General features: G+C 47.2%; 18 protein-coding genes. 4 read left to right on the forward strand and 14 right to left on the reverse strand.

The genetic code is table 11. From position 1 onward, the window contains the following. Positions 1-18: 18 nt before the first annotated feature. The 6 genes from RT657_RS17445 to RT657_RS17470 form a co-directional block, all read right to left on the reverse strand. Positions 19-714 carry a haloacid dehalogenase type II gene (locus tag RT657_RS17445; protein ID WP_313655971.1) on the reverse strand — a complete coding sequence of 232 codons (696 nt, stop codon included), beginning with the start codon at positions 712-714 and terminating at the stop codon, positions 19-21. A gap of 212 nt (positions 715-926) precedes the next feature. Continuing rightward, positions 927-1,220: a DUF1493 family protein gene (locus RT657_RS17450; RefSeq protein WP_313655972.1), complete on the reverse strand. Its 294-nt coding sequence runs from the start codon at positions 1,218-1,220 to the stop codon at positions 927-929. After that, positions 1,214-1,672: an STM2901 family protein gene (locus tag RT657_RS17455; RefSeq protein ID WP_313656056.1), complete on the reverse strand. Its 459-nt coding sequence runs from the start codon at positions 1,670-1,672 to the stop codon at positions 1,214-1,216. Before RT657_RS17455 ends, RT657_RS17450 begins: the two co-directional genes overlap by 7 nt. 347 nt (positions 1,673-2,019) lie before the next feature. After that, complete coding sequence (locus RT657_RS17460; protein ID WP_313655973.1) at positions 2,020-2,826, reverse strand: TIGR02391 family protein; 807 nt, start codon at positions 2,824-2,826, stop codon at positions 2,020-2,022. Positions 2,827-2,863: 37 nt separating this feature from the next. After that, positions 2,864-6,166, reverse strand: coding sequence for a DEAD/DEAH box helicase (locus tag RT657_RS17465; RefSeq protein ID WP_313655974.1), 3,303 nt, complete (start codon positions 6,164-6,166; stop codon positions 2,864-2,866). Further along, positions 6,159-6,971, reverse strand: coding sequence for a hypothetical protein (locus RT657_RS17470; RefSeq protein ID WP_313655975.1), 813 nt, complete (start codon positions 6,969-6,971; stop codon positions 6,159-6,161). Before RT657_RS17470 ends, RT657_RS17465 begins: the two co-directional genes overlap by 8 nt. A gap of 613 nt (positions 6,972-7,584) precedes the next feature. Between RT657_RS17470 and RT657_RS17475 the strand changes: the two genes are divergently transcribed. Together RT657_RS17475 and RT657_RS17480 are read left to right on the forward strand one after the other, a co-directional pair. After that, positions 7,585-8,622, forward strand: coding sequence for a tyrosine-type recombinase/integrase (locus RT657_RS17475; RefSeq protein ID WP_313655976.1), 1,038 nt, complete (start codon positions 7,585-7,587; stop codon positions 8,620-8,622). A 556-nt stretch (positions 8,623-9,178) separates the two neighbouring features. Beyond that, entirely contained in the window at positions 9,179-9,400 is a 222-nt protein-coding gene (locus RT657_RS17480) for a YgdI/YgdR family lipoprotein (RefSeq protein ID WP_313655977.1), read from the forward strand. Between the two features lie 65 nt (positions 9,401-9,465). Here the strand turns inward: RT657_RS17480 and RT657_RS17485 are convergent, their stop codons facing one another. From RT657_RS17485 to RT657_RS17500, 4 genes are all read right to left on the reverse strand, one after another. Beyond that, positions 9,466-9,771 (reverse strand): hypothetical protein, encoded by a 306-nt coding sequence (locus RT657_RS17485; RefSeq protein ID WP_313655978.1) that lies wholly within the window; start codon positions 9,769-9,771, stop codon positions 9,466-9,468. An 890-nt stretch (positions 9,772-10,661) separates the two neighbouring features. After that, positions 10,662-12,986: a Fe(2+) transporter permease subunit FeoB gene (gene feoB, locus RT657_RS17490; protein WP_313655979.1), complete on the reverse strand. Its 2,325-nt coding sequence runs from the start codon at positions 12,984-12,986 to the stop codon at positions 10,662-10,664. Beyond that, the gene (locus RT657_RS17495) at positions 12,983-13,210 is read right to left on the reverse strand and encodes a FeoA domain-containing protein (RefSeq protein WP_313655980.1); all 228 of its coding nucleotides are present in this window, start codon (positions 13,208-13,210) and stop codon (positions 12,983-12,985) included. Before RT657_RS17495 ends, feoB begins: the two co-directional genes overlap by 4 nt. Before the next feature lie 854 nt (positions 13,211-14,064). After that, entirely contained in the window at positions 14,065-14,280 is a 216-nt protein-coding gene (locus RT657_RS17500) for a DUF2256 domain-containing protein (protein WP_313656058.1), read from the reverse strand. A 1,060-nt stretch (positions 14,281-15,340) separates the two neighbouring features. Between RT657_RS17500 and RT657_RS17505 the strand changes: the two genes are divergently transcribed. Continuing rightward, entirely contained in the window at positions 15,341-15,742 is a 402-nt protein-coding gene (locus RT657_RS17505; RefSeq protein ID WP_313655981.1) for an H-NS family nucleoid-associated regulatory protein, read from the forward strand. 121 nt (positions 15,743-15,863) lie between these two features. On the opposite strand, the gene RT657_RS17510 is transcribed toward RT657_RS17505, so the two are convergent. Continuing rightward, positions 15,864-17,426, reverse strand: coding sequence for a sensor domain-containing diguanylate cyclase (locus RT657_RS17510; RefSeq protein WP_313655982.1), 1,563 nt, complete (start codon positions 17,424-17,426; stop codon positions 15,864-15,866). 273 nt (positions 17,427-17,699) lie between these two features. Here RT657_RS17510 and RT657_RS17515 point away from each other — a divergent pair, with 273 nt between their 5' ends. Continuing rightward, positions 17,700-18,110 carry an H-NS family nucleoid-associated regulatory protein gene (locus RT657_RS17515; protein ID WP_313655983.1) on the forward strand — a complete coding sequence of 137 codons (411 nt, stop codon included), beginning with the start codon at positions 17,700-17,702 and terminating at the stop codon, positions 18,108-18,110. Positions 18,111-18,233: 123 nt separating this feature from the next. On the opposite strand, the gene RT657_RS17520 is transcribed toward RT657_RS17515, so the two are convergent. The 3 genes from RT657_RS17520 to RT657_RS17530 all read right to left on the reverse strand — a co-directional run bounded on the left by RT657_RS17520 (position 18,234) and on the right by RT657_RS17530 (position 22,174). After that, positions 18,234-19,250 (reverse strand): NAD(P)-dependent alcohol dehydrogenase, encoded by a 1,017-nt coding sequence (locus RT657_RS17520; protein WP_313655984.1) that lies wholly within the window; start codon positions 19,248-19,250, stop codon positions 18,234-18,236. 105 nt (positions 19,251-19,355) lie between these two features. After that, positions 19,356-21,329, reverse strand: a complete 1,974-nt coding sequence (locus RT657_RS17525; RefSeq protein WP_313655985.1) for a methyl-accepting chemotaxis protein — start codon at positions 21,327-21,329, stop codon at positions 19,356-19,358. Between the two features lie 548 nt (positions 21,330-21,877). Beyond that, a complete protein-coding gene (locus tag RT657_RS17530) occupies positions 21,878-22,174 on the reverse strand; it encodes a hypothetical protein (RefSeq protein WP_313655986.1) in 297 nt (98 codons plus the stop codon). Positions 22,175-22,271: the final 97 nt, after the last annotated feature.

Consider the following 22,271-nt stretch of genomic DNA (forward strand, 5'->3'; position numbering starts at 1 on the left):
CATCCGGCCTGATGCGGTTCAGCAGAGCGGTGCGATCTCTGCGGCCAGCGCAGCGATATCATCGACAACATAATCCGGTGACGGCGCCAGCGGGTAAAGCGCCTGACCTTTACGGGCGACAAAGGCTGTTTTCATCCCTGCACGTTTAGCCCCGTCAACATCCCAGCCATGCGCCGCCACCATCATGCAGGCGGAGGCGGGCTGCCCCATCTCATTCATCGCCCACTGATAGACTCTCAGATCGGGTTTATAAACCTGAACCTGTTCCACGCTGAGAATTCGGGTGAACAATGGTGCCAGCCCGGCGGAACTCAGCTGCTTTTCCGCCAGCGCGGCTGAGGAGTTAGTGAGCGCGACCAGCGTATAGCCCTGCTGCTGCAGCGCGGTCAGCCCGTTGGCCACATCCGGATAAGCAGGCATCGCGGCGATGATTTCAGCCAGCGGTGTTGCCGCCTCAGACAGGGTGATGCCATAGCGTGCGGCCGTCATCTCCAGAATAGCTTCGGCGATATCGCCAAAACTGTGGAAGCTGCCTGTGACGGTCCCGACCAGCGAATGATGTAACACTGAAGTGAACCAGGCTTCGGCGCGTTCAGGTTTATTACCAAGCCGCTGCGCCACCGCCTGATTTAGTCCGGACGTGTCCAGCAGGGTCTGGTTAACATCGAAAAATAGCGTGCCGTTGCCAGGGAGAAGAGGGTGACTGTTTGGCATCTGAGCTCCGGTTGTGTTGATGCTTCTAAGAAGTGTAGCGTCAGTGAGAGTGATAGAAGGTAGGTTACTGTCCGGGATTTCTCAAGAGAGCGTAACTGCGGTGCTTACAGGCATAGTCAGAAGCGTTTCTTAGCCTGAAGTCTGATGTTCAAAAAGCGGAGGCAGAGGCTTTCACATCTCAAAGCGGATAATTGTCTGTGGCGACCACTGTTTCAGTCATAGCACCATCGCCTGGCACGGGCTGACTCGATCAGCATCCCAACGGTAAGAGGGATGGCTTCGTGCGGATCTTCTGGATAGTAGAGGCTGAAAGTCACCTGGTCAGAATCCATTTCAAAGGCATCAAAGACGTTCTGAAGGCATTCCGCAGCGTCTTCCGGATCAAGCTTCATGTCCAGATTTAGCGACGTTTCTGGCGTGAGTGTTCTTTTCCGGAACGTAAGAAAGGAGCGGCCGTTCCACGGCTCAATGAGTGCCATTACGCGTGTCTGGGTGGCATCTACCATAACTTATCCTTCCCTCGGGCGATGGTGTTATAGAGTCTGACTGAATTGTAATTGATATCAATAACATCTTTGGCCAGTATCACCCAGCCCACAACAGGAATGGCTCGTCCTACAAAGGTGCTGAGCTTATGTGTAAACAGAATACGCGCTGTCCGAGGCGGGTATCCCCCTACGATCGTGGGGAGCTGAATGCCGAAAGGAAATTTTGCGTCAGGGAATACTCTGCGCGCTGCCTTAGAGGCATAGGACGTTCCCTTGAGAGCATCGCGCGGTTTGGTTCGGGTAGTCAGGACATTACGTCCAGACAGGATGGCCACGATCGCTCCGAAGTCATCAATGCCAAGTTGCTTAGCGACTTCTTCACAGAAAATCATGAAATAAAGCTCACCAGCGTTGAGATTCGGTCTGCCTGCGTAGAAATAGGTATTATTAAGATCTTCAGTCGTGTCCATTGCCAGCTCCTGCAGGTTCATCTTCATCTGTCATCCTGACGATTTGTGAACAATACCTCCCTCATTCAAGCCTGACAACCTGTCAGATGCTGGATAAAAAGATAGGATGATTCAACCGCATTTTCCTACAGTTTAAAGTCATCAATGCCACTAGCCAGGAAATGCCGACATGCCTGAGGAAACACGTCTTACTTACCGTCGTTACGTAGAAGCTTGGTAATAGCCCGTTCAGTGTTGCGAATTGCAATAAGAGTCGTATAATGCTATTTATGTTAAATGACATTCGCTTATCTAGCTTTCTTTATTTTTTAATGAAAAGATTATGGGCAATATACAATTGAATATTTTTAATCATTATTTTTAACCACAAGGTCCAATTTTCGATGAATATAAGATATTAATGATAAAATATCTAAGGCATCCTGTTCAGTCATGGGCCAAGTTTTTTTTGGCGCATGGGCTAAGGGATTTCTTACTGCTCCGAAAAGACCAACCATCAAATTAGCAAGTCCTTTCTGCTCACTTTTTTCTGATTCAGTAATTAAAGGTCCTATAGCAAGCAAGGGATTTTGGCCTGCAAATGATTTGTTTACTAATTCAGCTCCATCATAATGTAGACCGGATAGTATTCTAATTCTCTCGGCTATACCTTTAGTTGCTTCAAACACAGCATGGAAATAGTTATCCTCTACGAGTTCTGCACGGCAATAATGCATGACTTCATCGTGCACAAAACGGTTTTCCAGAGCCATTTTAAGTTTTCCCGCACGAGAGCGAGCTTCATCTAATGTTGTAGCCTTATCAATGTGACCAACTTTTCCATCTTCACGTACATAAAATCCTGAGAAAGACAAAACTAAATTTAACTCATCACGACGCCACTTGAATGCATTAACTTCCCTTGCATAACTAACAGGATTCATGGCTTTATTTATGAAAATAATCGTATGGTTTCCCGCTTTGTATTTATTTTGTGAAATTGCTAAGGCATTATAAATTCGTTTCCATTTAGTAATACCAGGTCCGGAGTCCTCAATTCCTATATCACGTAACAACCCTTCAATTTGTGAGCCTGTCAATCCCATATTCGTATCAGCTAAAACCCGACAAATAGCTTCAAGATGTTCGGAATCAAAAGGGGCTATGCGTGCCATAAAATTTCCTTATCTTTAATAAAGTTAAATAAATATTTTATAAGCTACTTATTATCTTTGCAACTCTAACTCGCTCAAGAACAACTTGAAACGTATCATTTTTTTCAAATGGTGGAATGAATTCGGAGAGCTTGATAAAATCCTTATGTACTAATCTTCTGATAGTATTCTTATCATCGACAATTTCAAGGGCTAGCTTTTCCACCTGGTCATATCCTTTTTTAACGCATGAGCCTAATTTGTCAAGTGCTAGAGGTATATGAATTTCGCTAGATTTAGATAAGCATAACGCTAGGTAAACTTGGCTAGGCAATCCGTAAACATAAGCAAGTTCTGGCACAATGCGTAGAACAAATTCACGCGCCTTTTCACAAGTTTTTATTAAATGAGGTTTTGTCCCACATTTAATCTCTATTTCTTTTAATGATTCGCCACTAATCCATGCATTGAGAAGAGGAAGTAATTTTTCGGTTGCTTGGATCCACTTGTCAGAGCCATTTAGCATCTTTTTGAATGATGTTCCCATAAAGCTTTCTATGGTCTCATTTCTAATTAAAATTTGGAGGTGAGTGGGGTTATTAACTAACCATTCAGTAATCCAATTAAACCATTCTATTGTAGTGGCTTCAAACCTAATCGTACCGTTCAACATTCCAGATAATTCTGCAATTATTTTTACATCAACTCCTGTAGAAGCGGCTAATTTTCTTTGCCAATCAGTACCTTCAGATCTACTTTCAGATACCTTTTGTAGAGAATTTAGGCGATCAGATAACCATTTATGGTCGCTTCTGACTCTAGCTTGATAAGCAGCTAAAGAATTATTAATTATATTATAGGCGTCTTTATCTTTCGAATCGGATGTGTTTATATTAAAATACAATCTACCAATCAGATAAGAACTAAGTTCGTTGAGTTCTTCAGAAGTATTATGAATGCTATCAAGTATTGGTGCCATCGGATCTTCAATTATTAAACACTGGTCACTTTGAGAGAATATGCTTTGAAGCTCTGACCAATATTTGTGTATCCTACTATTTTCATTATTAAAATCAATGATTTTACTGGGTACAATTAAAACAAATCCATGTGAACGATCTCCTGCTCTTCCCGCTCGGCCGGCTGTATTAAGCAATTCATGAGCTTCCAACTGATCTAATTTCTGAGACTCCGGGTCAAACCTACTGTCACCCCCTATAATAACTATATCGCTAGGTAAGTTCATTCCTTGGGATAAAGTTGATGTTGCAACGAGTACATTAATCCCATCATTCCTAGAAAATAAGGATTCGTGTAATTTTCTCTCAATTGATAATAAATGACCGTGGTGACATGTGCTTTTGTTGTTAATAGATTTAGTGTTTGGATCGAATACCAGATAACTAGCATCCAAATCCCCAAGCTCTACTTCAAGCAAATGCTGAATTGATATCTCATGATCATTTAAGTGGATTGGTTCATCCTTAATTAAACTTGAAATATATTTGTCAGTCGAAATGCTATTAGGTATCGTTTGGACGAATAAAATTGTTTTTAGATTTTTTATGGCACTATTGGCGGCTATTTCTCCAGATACTTTCAAACTGTTTGGTGTTAGATACCATTTATAATTTTCATTTTTATCATCAACATTTTCAGGAAGGATATGCCCCGCACTTAACTTAACAGGTTCATCAAGTAATGGTATCAGAGAGTAATCGTTACGCGAAGTGGACTGCCAAGTTTGATGTAAACAAAATAGACCAAGTGGTTTTGCTTTTAATTCATTTTTTAATTTTAATGGGACGGATTTATTATTTGAAACAACTCTTTCATTATATAATATTTCTTTCAATTTATTTACTTCTTCTTCTTCATAAACAACACACCCGCGCACCTGTCTTGTTGGCTTCCAATCTAAATTCAGAGATAAGCATTGTTTATTAGTGATGTCTGCTAACCAATTAGCAATCTCATCAGTGTTTTTCATCATTGCAGATAAAAGCAAAAGTTTTATATCCTTTACTATATTTACAATATTAATTATACATAACATTGAATCTAATGCTCTACGGCTTTTTTCAGATGATCTGGGGTGCAATAAATGACATTCATCAAAAATCAATAGACCAGTATTTTCGAATAATCCTGGCCTGAAGTTTAGTAGCATTAGGCATTTTTCTGGTGTGAACACTGATATAGGAAGTAGCCTTTCTAAATCATTGGTTAAAAGTGTTTCTTCATTTGAATCTTTGAGTATTTCATAATTAGGGAATGAAATTTTCAATGACTTTGTAGTTTGATCAACCAGCGACAATGTGGGAGCTAAAAACACAATATTTTTGTTTTTTGCTAATACGGATGCTATTTTTAACTCTGAAAGAGTGGATTTTCCTGCCCCAGTGGGAAAGCTTATAGCGGCTGATACATCATTCAAAAGTCCTTCATTAATAGCATGTTGATGATTCTTCCATATATATGGTCTATTCATAGAAATGTGGCTTAATAAGCTGTTCCACTTTTTTGCTGAAATGCCATTAGGTGTGGGGATATTCAATAATGAAGAACTTATCAGGTCTGGATAAGCCATCATTAGAAGTTTAGCTAAATGATAGGGGCCGGAATAAACTGACTTCTGTTCTGCGTTTTCGCCATTTTTAATGTGTAGATTTTCAACTGATAGATCAAGAACTTGTTCTAATAAATTTCCGGCGGTTGCTTCTTCTGAGTTATCTGTAAATGATATTTTTTTTGCGATTAACTGCACGGCTTGGAAAATAATGAAGTATAACAATTTAGCGGCGCTATTCTCACTAAAGTTTAACTCACTAATTATTGATTCATCAATTCTTATCTGAATCAGTTCTTGCAATCTTCCTCTACATAGCAAAGAAATGCCTTTAATAAGAGATGACTCAATGCTTCCATCATCCATAAAAATAAAGTTTTTAGTTATTTCATTGGCATCAGTTATTGAGTTGGCAATCAAATATAATATTGCTGCTGAAATTTCAGATGATATAAAATGTTTGTTTAATACTGTTATGTCATCTTCAATCATAATCGTTTTGTTATAGAGCATACAGGCATGGTGTGCGGATGCAGCAACAAATGCAGCAGATTCTCTATGATTATTATCTTTCATTGTTGCTACTAATGCTTCATGCGTTGAAGATAATCTTCTCAGAATTTCAATGTTATCATTTACATTTTTGTCATTAATACTTCTATCTCTTAGTCTTATTCTTGCTGAAATTATTTGAGCGTAAGACTCCGTCAGTAATCTTGGTATATCACTGTTTTCCAATCCGTCTAATTTAGGCGCATCTAATAATAACTTTTTTGTCTTGGGATCAAACATTTCCTTTAGTCTCCTTTATTTTTGTTTTTACTAATTCGGCCAAGTCGTCCATCCACTCTCTCAAATTATTCACATGGAAAGTTTCGGCTTTTCTTCTTTTGAGGTCCCCATCAATTATTTTTTCATATCCTTTAAATAGATTTAATCTGCCATTCTCATCAGAGTAGGTGTCTGAAACCGTAATGCTGACTCTATATCCTCGCACTTGTTTCCATATTATTTTTTCAATTGCCTCTTCAACATCTAATGATGGGTGGTTGTTTAATAGAGTAGATATCTTATCTGTCAGTAAGGGTTGGCGGTACCCTGATTCTATTTCGATGAATTCGTCCCAAACAGAAATCCCTTTTCCTTTGGAATCTTTCTTTGTAGCTATTGTTTGTCTAGCGTTTGTTGTTGCTTTATCTTCAAAAATCACAACCGAATTTATTCTACCTGTATCAGTATCTATCTCTAACTTTAAACCGTCTAACCCCTTCGCTGTATGTTGCATATGTGGGGAATCAAAAATTCCTGTGGGGTCATCTTGTATTGCTGCAATATATGAAATTGTTTGGAACAACCATCCATCTCTGTGCCAAGGATCTGTCCCTTCCATAGTCAATAAAGATAGTGCACCTTCTACATTATTAATTGCGGAGGCCGGTATTTTGACATTAACACCTGAGAAAATTTTTTTAATATGTGAAGAATAACCCATTGCAACTCGTGAAATTTGTTCAGCAAGGACGTCTTTATTTTCGACCATCCAAGTATTTCCGAAGAATAAATTATCATGCGTAAAGGGTGTCAATAATATACTCATTGTTTTCCTCAATAATTAATGAGCAGCCTTCTTATCATTATTTTCGTTTGAAAGGTATGCTAAGAAAAGAAGAGTTTTAACGTTACATACCGCATTACTATGCTTTCAGTAGATGAAATTTTGCAAGAAATATTCTATAAAATTCACCATTCCTACTCTGCCTAAGTCTGGCTCAAGTTCAATCACAATCTGACCTTATATAATATGTATTTGTCAGCCCAGCTTTTACACACTGTGCCTTACCGCTGCTAGCGCATTGGTCAAATCATTAAGCTCACATAATCAGGAGCTTATCAGCCTAAACCCTGCCCATTTTGCCCTGCCAATACTAGTGTACTGTACATGATCCTGACTTCATATGATTAGTGTATTAGCCAAAATCCCTCGCATTAGTGCCCTGCTACTGGCAGTGCACTGTCTAAAATTATAACTTCATATAATTATACTTATACGAAGCCATGACAGCCGGGAGGCACTGCGCTATCATGGATCTCAACGAGAAGGTGCCAGAAAATGGCGACGCTACGTAAATTCTGGCCTGCTACTCCCCTGCAATTTTCTCAGAATTCACGTAGCGCGATCGCGGGCATTTTAGGCTAATAAGTGAGCAATAATGCGTAAATCAGAACCACTAATGAGCCTGGCGGTGAGCCGGCATGGTGATATCGCGGAGCGGCTCAGGCAGTTCGTTCAGGATAAAGAGGCCTTTTCACCCAATACCTGGCGACAGCTGATCAGCGTTATGCGTATCTGTCATCAGTGGTCCGAAGTTCATCAGCGCACTTTCCTGCCGATGAGCGCAGAAGATCTTCGCGACTATCTGGCCTTTCTGGCGGAGAGCGGCCGTGCTTCCTCCACTGTCACATCACATGCTGCGCTGATCTCAATGTTACACCGTAACGCAGGTCTGAATGCGCCTAATGCCTCGCCGCTGGTATTTCGTACGATGAAAAAAATAAACCGGGTAGCGGTGATGAACGGTGAACGGGCGGGTCAGGCGGTTCCGTTCAGGCTTAGCGATTTGCAGAGGCTCGATAAACAGTGGTCAGGCTCGGTAAACCCTCAGGAGCTTCGTGACCTGGCATTTTTGCATGTTGCGTATTCAACGTTACTGCGGATCAGTGAACTGGCGCGGCTACGGGTACGTGATGTGATGCGCGCTGACGATGGGCGAATCATCCTGGATGTCGCATGGACTAAAACAGTAGTACAGACAGGCGGATTAATTAAGGCACTCAGCAGTCGTTCAACCCGGCGTCTTGAAGAGTGGATTGTGGCATCCGGACTGGCGGATCATCCTGATGCTTTTCTGTTTTCTGCCGTACATCGTTCCGGGCGAGTGCAGACAGCAGAAAAACCCATGAGTACGCGCGCACTGGAGGATATTTTTAATCGCGCATGGCGCATCGCTGGAAAAACAAGTGCGATTAAAGCTAACAAGAACCGTTACACCGGATGGAGTGGCCACAGCGCCAGGGTGGGAGCCGCGCAGGATATGGCAGACAAAGGCTATCCGATCGCACGGATTATGCAGGAAGGTACCTGGAAAAAGCCAGAAACGCTGATGCGTTATATCCGGCATGTTGATGCACATAAAGGCGCTATGGTGGAATTCATGGAGCAGTCTGGCGACGACGAATTTCCTGGCTGATGCAATGAGATCGCTGTTTCAGAGCGGAGTTATCCACAGAAAAAGTGGACAGGCTGTGGGTAAGCCGGTACAGAATTGCAGGTCGCTGATTTAACAATATGACTATATGCTGTCGGGCTAAAAAGCGTCGTCAGAAGGCGCCTGACTTTGCGTGATATCTGCTTTTTCTGTGCCGGAAAGCCAGAACAGTGCCAGGCTATATTGAGGGAAAACAGTGCGTTTTATACGGCCAGCCGGTCAATTCCCCCTTTTGCTACTCTCCTTATCCTCAAGGGCGTGATTATCTGATAATTTTCAACGCTATCAGAAGCCAGCAAAGCCGTTCATTTATCACCCTTTGCACTGAGGCAGTTTTATGAATTGAGCTGAACTGTATTCCGGAATGCCGGCTATCAGGTTTTGCGCAGAAATTGAATTTCAATCAAATTTAATGAACCTTCAACAGCTAAGGCTGTTTCATCGTCCCGGGAGTGACGATACTGGATTTATAAAAAGGGTTTTAATAAAATCATCATGCAATATATTGATATATCTACTCATTAAGAAGGCAGGAACAATGGGCAAGTCTTTTTTTATGGCCGCTTGTGTTGCGGCTGCAGTCACCGCGCTTGCGGGATGTTCCAGTGACTATGTTATGCAGACCAAATCAGGTGAGATGGTTGTGACTAAAGGAAAGCCGGTAATCGATGAATCGACCGGCCTGATAAGCTATAAAGACGCAGGTGGCTACGAGCACGAAATCAATCGCGATCAGATCAGTAATATGATTGAGAAATAAAATTCAGAATACCCCACAGCGTATTAAGATGTGGGGTATTTCTGCAATGAAGATTGCGAGGCGATTTATTGCTGAACTTCTATCTGTGTCCAGCCTTTCCTGTACATACAATCTTTCACCAGAATATCCCGGTTACCTGCGTTCTCATCCGTTGATGAATAGCTGGTGTCCGTCGTTTTATGTTTTTCATCTCTGGACGTGTACTTACCCGTAACCTCATTGTCGGGCGGTAACTCCCTGAGTGCCTGTGCTTTACACTGTGTTTCTGCCATCTCTTCCTGCTGTTTGTCCATGCCAGGTTTTACCCATTGATAGTCAACACAGCCCGTCAGCGCTGTCACGATTAACGTTATAACAAGAGTCTTTTTCATCACACCCAACTAAAGTCAGATTAACATAATCTCTATGATAGAGCTTCCACAGGCGTGAAATTAACACATCTCAGGTATCAGAGTAGCGGCTGCACTCGGCAGAAAAAACATTTATTTCGGGTTATTTCAGACGGAGAGCCGGTATACGACCTGGCAATGTCAGCCGCATATTCAGTGCCATGCCGCTATAAGAGCGGCTTTTCAGCTTTGAAGACTGTGTTTATTTGCTCAGTCATGGTCACCTGTCCGACAGACCGCCTGTGTGGGTGCCTGCCTTTCCACCGGTTACGCTGAAATCTCTTTATTTGGTCAGACAAGAGACAGCACCGCAGGCTGCATAGCAGTCATCCCTGCTTCTCCAACATTTCTGGCAAACACGAACTACAACGTAAGCAAGATGCGGAACTCTTTTGTATGAATGTATGCCAATAAATTTTCAGCCAGAAGATTCTTTCTGAATACACGATGAGTGGCAGGATGATATCTGTAAGTTCACTTTAAATGAATTTCATTATCATCTCTTATTACTGCAACATGTAATTAACCTCTTTTCTGAGCAGGCATGCCGGATATTGCAGCCAACTGCAATGGCCAGTGCGTTAAGAAGTATTCTTGAGGAAGCATCAGGCTGTCCGAAGCAATCCTTTCTCCAGTAATGAATGGCCAATTATCTGCAGAGTCTCCTGGCGATATGGCGCTTACTCCTCTGCAAACCGACCTGCAGCTCCGGGACAGCAAACAGTGTAACGCTGCCAGCCCGTTGCGGATGAAGGAACGGCTGCCTCGGTTTTTCCGGACGAACACAGATTTTAGCCGGGATTGATGTCGCGCTTCTGTTTACCTGCTCTTCAACCGAGCACCATAAGTCTTTGAATGCCGTCCTGCATTCATTACTGCACCAGACTTTCCTCCCTGTCACAGCCGTTGTGGCAGCCGGAACATTTCCCTGGCTTATTTCTGTGTATGACAGGGATCGTTAACCGGCTACCTGCATGGCGCATTGCCAGCAGAATGATTGTGTTTAGTGTCAGCACGCTTAGCAGGCAGGTCATGCTATAAACGGGATGTTCCGCAAACGTCATCGTCTGATAAAAAAGCGTTGCTGTGGTGAAAGCGATATTCAGCCCCCAGAAAAAAGAGAAGATCATCCACTTTTTACCCGCTTCGCGTGCGATGGCGCCCATTACCGAGACGCAGGGTACATAGAGCAGCACGAATATCAGATAGCTGTAGGCTGCAAAACCGCCGCCAAATTTAGCCGACATCACGCTCATCGGGCCGGATGCCATCTCGCCGTCACCCTTGCTGGCATCGAGGGGGGGCGCCAGCGCGTCAATTTTTAACGCGGCCGATAATCCCATCCAGGTTTCTGTCAGCGCGTCTTTCAGTTCACCGGGTAGATCAAATGCCTGCGGATCAAACGCGCTGTTGCGCAGCGCTTCTGTGGTGTAAAGACTATTGAGCGTACCGACCACCACTTCTTTCGCCATAATGCCGCTGATGAGCCCGACGGTAGCCTGCCAGTTATCCTGAGTTACCCCAATCGGTAATAGTGCGGGAGTGATGACTTTGCTGGTCGTTGCCAGCGCCGAGTGATTAATGTCATCAACCAGACGGCCATTAATAGAAAAGCTGGTCAGCAGGCCAATCAGCATACTGACCAGGATGATGACCTGGCCGGCTCGCACCACGAACATTTTCAGTCGCTGCCATGTCTGCAACAACATGCTTTTAAGATGAGGCCGATGATAAACCGGCAATTCCATCAGAAACGGCGTGGACTCTCCACCCAGCAGGGTGTGCTTAAGTATCAGTCCGGTCACGATTGCCACTGTGATGCCCAGCAGATAGAGCGAGAAAACAATGCTGGAGCTGTAAACGTTAAAAAAGGTTGCGGCAAACACTGCAAAGATGGCCAACCGTGCGCCGCATGACATGAAAGGCGCAATCAGGATGGTGAGCAGGCGCTCGCGGGGCGTGTCCAGTGTGCGGGTTCCCATCACTGCGGGCACATTACAGCCAAAGCCAACAATTAGCGGCACAAAGGATTTACCCGGCAGCCCCAGCGACTGCATCAGACGGTCCATGACAAAGGCAGCCCGCGCCATATAGCCTGAATCTTCCAGTAGGGCAAGGAACAGGAACATCAGGCCAATCTGTGGAATGATCGGCAGCACCGTATTAATGCCAGCACCGATGCCCTGAGCCAGGAACACCGTCAGCCAGTCCGGAAAGTGGCCGACATAACCCAGCCACTGTGCGCCGTGAATGAATAATGCTACCGAGCTGTTGTCAAACAGCGGCTGGAGTGCAGCGCCAATATTTATGGAAAGCACGAACATCATATACATGACGGTCAGAAATACCGGAATGCCGAGCCAGCGGTTCAGCACGATCCTGTCTATTCGCTGGGTCAGCGTGGCGGGCAAGGCCTGATCAATGTTACTGACGGCGGCGCAGATAGCGCTGATTGTGCGGAAGCGGCAGTCGGCAATCGCTATTCCCGGATCTCCTACCGCCTGCGACATCATCTCAGGCAGATGCGGCAACAGCGCAGGACACTGTTTCTGGCTATTGATATCCCCTTCCAGCAACTGCAATGCCAGCCAGTAACCTTTCTGAGGCGCGATATCAGCAGGCATCCGCTGACGGAGCTGCATAATCGCCATTTCAATTTCTGCCGGATAGCGGATCTGTGCTGGCGGCAGATAGTCATGGGGCTCATCGATCATCGCCTTAAGCCGGGCGATACCCTCCCCTCTGGTCGAAGTCAGTGCAACGACCGGACATCCCAGCCGGGCTGATAGCGCCGTGACATCAATAGTTATGTTCTGGCTGGCGGCAATATCCTGCATATTCAGAGCGACAATACAGGGCACACCGAGCGCTAACAGTTGCAAGGTAAGAAACAGATTACTTTCCAGACTGGAGGCGTCCACAACGTTAATGACCAGGTCAGCATTATTCTGAAAGAGATACTGACAGGCGATGCTCTCATCAATTGAGCTTTCAGCAGATAACGTCGTCAGCGAACGGGTACCTGGCAAATCGATGAGCCGGACATCGGAGCAGGCGGTAAAAAATTGTCCCTCTTTGCGCTCGACCGTGACGCCAGCCCAGTTACCGACCCGCTGGCGGGAGCCGGTGAGTTGGTTGAACAGCGTGGTTTTGCCGGTGTTAGGGTTGCCAATCAGCCCGATGGTTATCTTTTTCATCGGACGATCTCCTGCAGGATGATGTCGGCCAAATCACGTCGCCGAACCGCCAGACTGACGCGACGGGTGCGGATCTGTACCGGGTCACCCAGTGGCGCCACACGAACAACCGCAATTGTGGCGCCAGGCAGGATGCCCATCGTCAGTAATTTCTGCCGCCAGGCGGAATTGACCGAAGACCGGTAGCCAAGAATCCGGTAAGTACTGCCCATGTTAACTGTCATTACATGCCCTGCCACTCTGAACGAAGAGCTCATTTTACAAATGATAAGCATTACGATTATTGATCTGGCATCAGGGCAACAGAGAAAACTTTTACCAGAATCAACGGTGATGCCTCATGTAAAAGGAAAAGCGGCCAGGGGGGAGTCAGCGCGCATTGATAAACGGATTCGCGTCTGACCAGCTTTGGATGAGTATAGGTTGCATCAGCTATTTTAGTTACATCATTCGATCACATTTTAAATACCTGACGGCCCTTCGGGCCGCGGCGGGCGGCAATTCAATAGGCACTCGGATTTTCAGATCAGCGCCATCGGGGTGTTAATCAGCCGCACAGAGTCACGAAAGGGCAGAATTCAAAATGCAATTAAAAGGGTGTTGTAACTAACAAACTGACTGGCTGAATTGCTTAAATACAGACAACCCTGGTTGATAGGATACTGCCCGGTGTAAGAGGCCTGTATTTGCCGCAGCCTGAAGTTCTGCTGTCAGGTAGCAAGCCTGATTTACACAACGAGAACGCAAGCATCATAGGCTTCGGTTAACTGTTTCCCTTTCTCCTCTTATTTCAGCAGCAGATTATGAAAACGCTCTGATCAGGCCCGAAGTGCCGGCTAACGTGCCTGTGGCAGAAACCGACAGTGAGGTACAGCGCAATAACCGGCGGACAGCCTTACAGGTGATAAATGCATCTGAGAACAGAAATAAAAAAGCACAGTCACCGGCTGCCCGACCAGTGACGTAAGTGAGAACCAGTGTAAAACTGGATGAATAATTCATGTTTACAAAAGTGTGGCAGCAGACAGAGGCCCAGCCTAATCGGTTCAGGCCTGACTCTGGCCCGGACAATTCCTTATCAGGTATCCGGCTCAGCAGAAAAATTGTTCTCTCTCTGCTGCAGATTGCGTTGCCGCCGGCAACGTTCCGAGCAGTACATCACTTCGTCCCAGCACCGTTCCCATTTCTTTCGCCATGTCATCGGCTTTTTGCACGTTTTACAGTAGCGAACCGGTAACGACTTTTTATTACCTTTAAACACGTCAGCTTCCCCTGAATAGCCCCTTAAGTGCATTTTCTGTAAGTGTAGCTTACCGCCTGTTGCGGTAAGCGAAGAGGAACATAAAACCAAGCCAGCTTCAGAAGCTTTCTAACGGCCTTTGCAGATGGCGCTTTTAACACGCCCTGCACGCTGAAATCTGAAGCATAATGGTTAATCTTCAGGCCAGAATGAATAAGCTGCGACAGCGCCCATGACGCAGACTCTTAAACATTGCCATCCTCTCTGTGCTGATTATTTTCTGGTCTTCACGGCTGAGGATTTAAACGTAGCAGGATGACACTCGTCAGCAACAGGGTGTCAGGAAGATTTGTCCTGCAACCGGCACATAATCACTGCAGCAGCCTCAGGGCCTGCGCTCCAATGTCGTGATCAGGTCTGCAGATTAACAAGTAGCCTCATTTGTACAACGATGGTTAAAAAAATTGCGCACGTAAATAATTAATCTAAGCGTGGAGAAACTGGCTACCAGAGTGACGAGAGTCTGTGCATTTATCTTTATCCTCTCAGCCTGACGGCAATTTCCCGAAGAGACAGTATAGTATCCCGGCACCGGATTTTAATAAGGATAAAAATAAAGCATTATCAGCATGTTACAAATAGCCATAATTAACGAGTGATCGATGGATCATTTTTCCTGTTTGGCCTGTTGCTTCCCTTTTCTCTATATAAACCCAGCACAGTGCTTTGCAGATCGGACACAGTGCCCAAGGCAGGCCATTTAACCTGCAGAGTAAAGCAGGCCAGGCTTAGCGAAGCGTAGACGCCAGAAAATCTTGCGTAAAGAGCGATAATCCATCACGTAACTAAATTATTCAGCCTATCAGGGCAGCTATTTTTTTGACATTTTGAGCGACGACCGTAAAAAAAGAGTAACTTTACTTTTGTTTAAGGTGCAGACGTTAATCAGAGTTTAAACTCTCAGAAAAAGAGATTAATATGTCAGCGTTGAACTCCCGGTTCTGTATTATGATTGTTCGAAGGCAAGCATTTAAAAAAGCAGGTCTGACGAAAAGCATCAGCGTGAACCCGCTCTTCTGTATTTTATTATCTGAACATGACTATGGTGACTTTGATGAGTGACACTCTCAACAGCTTGAATAATATCCGCACCCTTCGCGCCAATGCTCGCGAGCTTGACCTTGCTGCTCTGGAAGAAATGCTTGAAAAACTGTCGGTCGTCGTCAGTGAGCGTCGTGAAGAAGCACAGGCTTCCGAAGCGGCTAATCGTGAAAAAGCAGAAAAACTGGCGAAATATCGTGAGCTGCTGCTGCAGGAAGGTATCGACCCAAATGAACTGTTAAGTGGCATGCAGGCTGCACCCACAGAGAAGAAAAAACGCGCCCCTCGCCCTGCTAAATATCAGTACACTGATGAAAATGGCGAAGTTAAGCAGTGGACTGGCCAAGGCCGCACGCCTTCTGCCATTAAAGCCGCGATTGATGCCGGTAAATCGCTGGACGATTTCCTGATCTGATAAAGGCTGCCATGATGACAACCGCCTGAGCCTGCTCCGGCGGTTTTTCTTTTTATTTCCTGATGCCAGGCGTTTCTGTTTGCTTTAATTCAATGGCATTCGGTTAAAACTGCGCGAGGGCTTACTCCTTAGCGTCTTCGCTTTTAACCTGATTACGTCCTGCCCGTTTAGCCCGATATAACGCCTCGTCTGCGCGTTCTATCAGCGTTTTTTCCCCTTTTCCCGTTTCAGAGTTGAGATGTACGGCGCAGCCTGCACTCAGTGTGACATGCTTTTGTGGTAAATCTGTAGTGAAATGCGGGATTGCAAGCTGACTGACAGCGGCAATGACAGACTCTGCAAGACTCACTGCCGCAGAGAGGGGTTGTCCCGGCAGAATAATGGCGAACTCTTCACCACCATAACGGGCTGCAAGGTCTTTTTTACGCCGTACCGTATTTTTCAGTACCATGGCCACGTTTTTCAGACACTCGTCACCCGCAACATGGCCATAGGTGTCGTTATAACGTTTAAAATAATCAATATCGAACAGAATCAATGACACCAGCTGTCCACTGCGCTTCGCGTGCTCCAGACTTTCAGCCAGTTTTTCATCGAAATGACGCCGGTTGGCTACTCTCGTCAGCCCATCGTTTTGCGCCATGTTTTCCAGTGCACGATTCGCCGCGGTCAGTTCGTCGTGTAATCGGGTCAGCTCCCGCTGATAACGCAGCGTATGACGGGCCTGGCGCAGTACAAACGAGCCCAGCATGAGAATCATCACCAGCAGTGCTGTATTCAGAATCAGATCATGTACCCAGCTTTTCAGCCAGTGAGTGAAAAGCGTATGCCTGTCATAGCCTGCGGCCACTACCAGAGGATAACGCTGTGAGCGGACAAAACCGAAGATGCGTGTCTTGCCATCCAGCGCGGCGGTCCACTGGCCGCTGCCTTTATCCGAGTTCGCCAGCATTCTGAGAAACAGCGGACTGACGGAGAGATTTTTGCCGATGTAACTATCCGGCATCGGACGGGCATAAAGTACCGTGCTGTCGGCCAGCATCAGTACCAGCACATCGCCGTCGCTGAGTTCGTAATAGCTGTAAAAGCGCCGAAAATAGTCCACCCTGATAGTGGCCAGTAAAACACCCCGGAAGCTGTTAAAAGCATCGTTTACCCGAAGCGTAACCGGGATAACCAGCTCGTGAGTCGTGCGGCTGCGCAGCACAGGACCGACGTGAAGATTATCGCGCGGAGTGGCGCGATGATAATCGAAATATTCGCGGTCAGAATTATCAATGCCTGGCGGTACGCTGCGCATAGAAGTTGCGACCCAGGTTCCCTGATTATCATAGTAAAACAGACCGTGAAGCTGCGGCAGGCGGCTCTGCAACTGACGCATCGTCTGGCTGAGCGTCTCACCCTCCACATCAGTCGTGGCCATCTGCTTTTCCAGCTCGCGCTGAACTTCGCGTAACGCGATTTCAGTCTGCAGGAATGTATCGTCCGCCTGACGCGCCTGAGATAACGACAGATTAACGGCCATATCTTCAGCTTTATCCACGGTTTCATGCCAGTCTTCATGCAGCATCCATAAATTCAGGCTGATTACCGTTGCCGTGAGCAATGAGCCTGAAAGTATGATGCTTCTCAGCAAGGGTGAGAAAACAGACGGCGGACTATCATTTTTACGGCGAAACTTCATGCCGATCCTTAATAAACCCTTTGTGCGATTTAAACACAATCAGCCGGAAGCAAAAATGCTCCCGCTCAGATCGCGTGTCTGTCGCGCTGATTTTCATTCAGCCAGAATATTTCGCTCAAATGATGCTCCTGACTGGCTCATTCAGCTTCCCGCATGAAATTTTAGTAGCGAATAAAATTGTGCTGAAGCTTCAAATCCTGGGCAGGGTAATGTTACCCTTGCCGGCTGAATAATTTGCACTTCATTGATTAACTTGAGTATTTGAGGAATTTTATGAGTAAGAGCCTGAACAACCTGAACAATATCCGCACTCTTCGTGCTGAGGCGCGCAATATTGAGCTGGCTGTACTGGAAGAATTACACCAGAAACTTAAGACTGTGGTAACCGAACGCCGTGAAGAAGAAAGTGCGCGGGAAGCTGAAGCGCGTGAAAAAGCAGAAAAACTGGCGTTTTACCAGGAGCTGTTAATGGAAGAGGGAATTAACCCTGCGGAACTGGTAAATAGCCTCTCTCCTGCCGGAACCGCCAAAAAGAAACGTGCGAAACGTCCGGCAAAATATCGCTACAGTGATGAGAACGGTCAGGTGCATGAGTGGACCGGTCAGGGACGTACCCCGTCTGTGATTAAAGCCGCCATCGATAACGGCGGATCGCTGGATGATTTCCTGATTCCGGCACAATAAGTTTCTGCCGGGCCGGTAATACGCGACATCAGTGTGACGACGGACATGCATAAAGCGGATCTGCTGGCTGAAAAAGGAAAAAAAATGCCGCAGCACGCTGCGGCATTTTATGTTACAGGGTCATCAGAAATCGGCTTTCAATACCACACGGTAATTCGCTTTACCGGCCCGGACATGATCGAGCGCGTTATTGATGTCTGACATCGGGAAGAACTCAACCTGCGGCGCAATATCTGCGCGGGCAGCGAGTTTCAACAGCGACCGCAGCTGACCCGGTGAACCGGTTGATGAACCGGTCACGGCTTTATCGCCCATGATCAGCTCAAACGCACTGACTTCAATCGGCTTGAGTACTGCACCCACCGTGTGGAATTTACCGTGCGGAGCCAGCGCCGCAAAATAAGGTTTCCAGTCCAGGTTGACCGCAACGGTGCTCAGAATCAGATCAAAACGGCCCGCCTGCTGCTTCAGCGCTTCAGGATCACGGCTGTTAACCACTTCATCCGCACCCATATCCAGAATGGACTGCTTCTTCTCTGGTGTAGAGCTGAATGCCACTACTTCGGCGCCCATTGCGTGCAGAATTTTGATCGCGATATGACCCAGACCACCGATCCCAATCACGCCGACGCGGCTGGATATTGAGATGTTGCTCATCAGCAGCGGTTTGAAGACGGTGATCCCCCCGCAGAGCAGCGGACCAGCCGTTTCAGCATCCAGTTTTTCGGGCAACGGGATCACCCACTGCCAGTCTGCGCGTAACTTCTCGGCGAATCCGCCTTTGTTCATGATAGTAGGGATACTGCCCTGCTGGCAGTTAACGTGCTCACCATTAATACAGGCATCGCAGTGCTGACAACTTTTCGCCGTCCAGCCAATCCCTACACGCTGACCCACAGAGAGGCCTTTGTTTTTAGCCGCTGCGCCCAGCGCAGAAACGCGACCAATCACTTCATGTCCTGCAATCACCGGGAACTGCGAGATGCCCCACTCGTTGTCGATCATCGACAGATCCGAGTGGCAGACACCACAGTACTCGACCTGGACTTCGACTTCTTCGGCTGCCAGTTCAGCGGCATCGTATTCGTAGAGTTCAAGGGCCTGGCCAGCCTGCATGGCTGCATAACTTTTGATTTTCATTCTTACCTCTGCGTGGTTAATCACCGACAAGTGTAACAACCTGACGACCGCTTTGCCTGGCCGTTACGCTTAGACCGCATTTTTTTGTCATTTTATTCAGTTAAATCAGGCCTTAGCCTGCGCACCGGAAAGCGTTTGTAACACTTTAAGCTGTGCGACAGCTTCCTGCATCGCATCCATCCCCTGGGTCAGTTCACGCAGACTGCCAAGATGTTTCGCGATATCGGCGCGCTCATGGCGGGTCTGCTGATTCATGGCAGCCAGCGTATCGGCGGCGCTGATGCTGCGCTCTGCCATCTGTGCAGCAGTCTGAGCTGAATCGCTGGCCACCAGCCGGATACGTGAGATGGTTGAAACCGCCTCACCGATATTGCTGGCTGTGGCTTCGGCCTGTTCTTTGGAGGAGTGCGCCAGACGACGGACTTCACCGGCCACCACCGCGAATCCCCGCCCCGCTTCCCCGGCACGTGCCGCTTCAACAGCGGCGTTCAGTGCCAGAATATTTGTCTGGAAAGCAATGTTGCTGATGCCATGAGTAATCTCGTTAATGCCGTGAGAGATTTTTTCCAGATCGTCCAGTCCGTCATCCAGTCGCCCCTGCGCCTGCTGACTTTCAGTGGCAATGTGGCTGATGTTACGGATGCTGCTTTCGGCCAGGCTCAGCGTTTCACCCTGGCTCTGGGTTGCCGTTTCCAGCACCGGCAGTGCCTCCATCAGCGGCGTCAGTGCCTGCTGATAGTTAATCACCCGGTCCAGCACGCGTGTCTGAATACTGTTCAGGGCTTCCCAGCGACGTAGCGCGCGCTGCGCATAGTGTGCGGCATAGCCGGCATACTCAACCGGGAACTGACGCATCGCTTTAACATCATGATTGAAGAACACCAGCGCAGAGAGCGTCTGGTTAATAGGCACACCCAGAATTTCGCCAAAACTGGAAAAACCGGCGGCCACGATCCCTTTAAAAAAATGGGCGTTGTGCAGTTGTGTGGCATTTCCGACGCGACGCAGGATACAGTCGTTCATCAGGATGGCCGCCGGTTTGCCATGCTGAGCAGTAAAAGCCTGCCACTCCTGCTGCGTTGTCTGACGGAAATCCTTCTCCTGCATCAGGTAGAGTCGATCGCCAAACTCCAGATCGCAGAAGAAGGTTACGCCGCCCGGCTCAATTTTGGCGATAGAGCGAATAAAGAACTCGCCGCCGACTTTCACACCAAAGGTTAATCCCTTCAGCCGGTCAGTCAGTTGCGCTTCGGTACAGCTGAGATAGTCACATAACGTTGCAACAAAGGGTTGCTGCTGCCCCTGGCTATTAAATACGGAGGTGACGCTGCGCGCAACAGGATCGGCCTCGGCTATCAGCCAGCTCTGATCCCGTGGCGTAAAGTTCTGGCTCTTGAAGGGTGCAAATGATTTTCCGGCGGCCATCTGGCAGAAGATAATCACAGCCTTACCCTGCAACACCCGGCCACCGGTACCAATCCAGGTCCCATCAAACGTCACTTTTCCGCCCGCTGAGCCCCCAATCGCCAGGCAGGGAAAGCGTCCGCTGTTATACCAGGCCTGCATCAGAAAGCCTTCTGAAGCTGACAGTCCATCGCAGTAAATCATCGCGAAGGTGTGCTCGGCCGACAGCGGCATCCGCACCTGCAGTCGCATCAGCTCCTGCTGTATGGCGGTAATGCACTGACTGGCGGTCTGCGAGTCATTAACGTGGAGATCGACGATATGCGTCTCATGACGGGCTATCAGACTATCCGGCAGCCAGAGATAGCTCCCTTCCGGGCCATTACCGTCGCAGTAGGTACTCTCAGCCCGGCTGCTGCTCAGCGCACCGTTTGAGGAGAGCGTCAGCACCGTCAGGCTGGAGGAGTTGAAACGCTGCCATGCCTGGCTGACGCGCTGAAAATCCGCTTCGGGCGGAACGAATGTCATCAGGATTCCGCCCGCGCGTGAGCTTAATCCAATGGCACTAAGTGAAGCAGGTAAAGCACGACAATCCCAGGTGCCGCTGGCGGGCCGGCTCCCCCGCCGGAAAGAGGAAGCAGACAGAGAACTTTTGATCGTCTTCAGGATCGACATATTATTATTTTCGCTTTTATTTGAGTAATCTGCGCTGGGTCAGCGCTTTCTGGTGTGTGTAAAAGGAGGGCTAAAGGCAGGTCCGTTCGCATTCAGAACTCGGCGCTGAAGGTCAGATTCGTCAATGATCGGCCTGTTCAGCGCCAAGGGGTTATCGCCAGTAGTGTGAAAATCTTTAGCTATTGCTGTGATTAGTTTACTCCATTGTTTTGTTGCAATTATGTAGCATGAAATAGGCTTTAGCGGCGGTTATGCAGAGCATACCTGCTAACCCTGGTTACAGTTTATTACATTTTGCGAGCAGGTCAGGACATGCAGAAGCAGATTTGAGAAAGGTTGGCCGAGCGGAGGCGGAGGAAGGACTGATTCGCAAAGCAGGCTGCCCCCTGTTGCCCTGAGTCAGGGTAATCAGCGTAACGGGCATCGGGTGATGACCATCTCTGCCACACACCGGCTTTTAGGGTGATAACGACGGCGGCAGACAGGCAACAAAATACGTACGGCGTGCGGTTTACCGTATCCGTACGTTCGGGCGATAACCGGGGGATTTAACGTTTATGCTGTTCATGCCAGTGCTGTTCACAGCGCGCACGTGCTTCGGCAGGCAGATCACGTAAATCAGGCAGCGTATCCCCGGAACCATAACCCATCGATTCGGTCGCTTCCTGCTGCTCATCCTGCGCGGCGAAAGTGAGCCTCTCCTCCAGCGGCTGCCAGTCACTGCCCTGCTGCCGGTAGATCACCGCATAAACGGGCGTCTGTTCATCCTCACCATAAATTTCATATTTCTGCTTCTGAGTGTCAGAACCCAGCTCTAATGTGTCGATCAAGATCGCGTCAGCCATAGCCTTCTCCTTTTTCATCAGGCCCTTAAGCGTAGTTTATTCGTCGCTCTCCTGCCGCAAAGAAATCAGGACGAGAAATAAATCACTGGCTTATCAA

It is taken from the genome of Pantoea sp., from assembly GCF_032114055.1.
GTDB lineage: Bacteria > Pseudomonadota > Gammaproteobacteria > Enterobacterales > Enterobacteriaceae > Pantoea.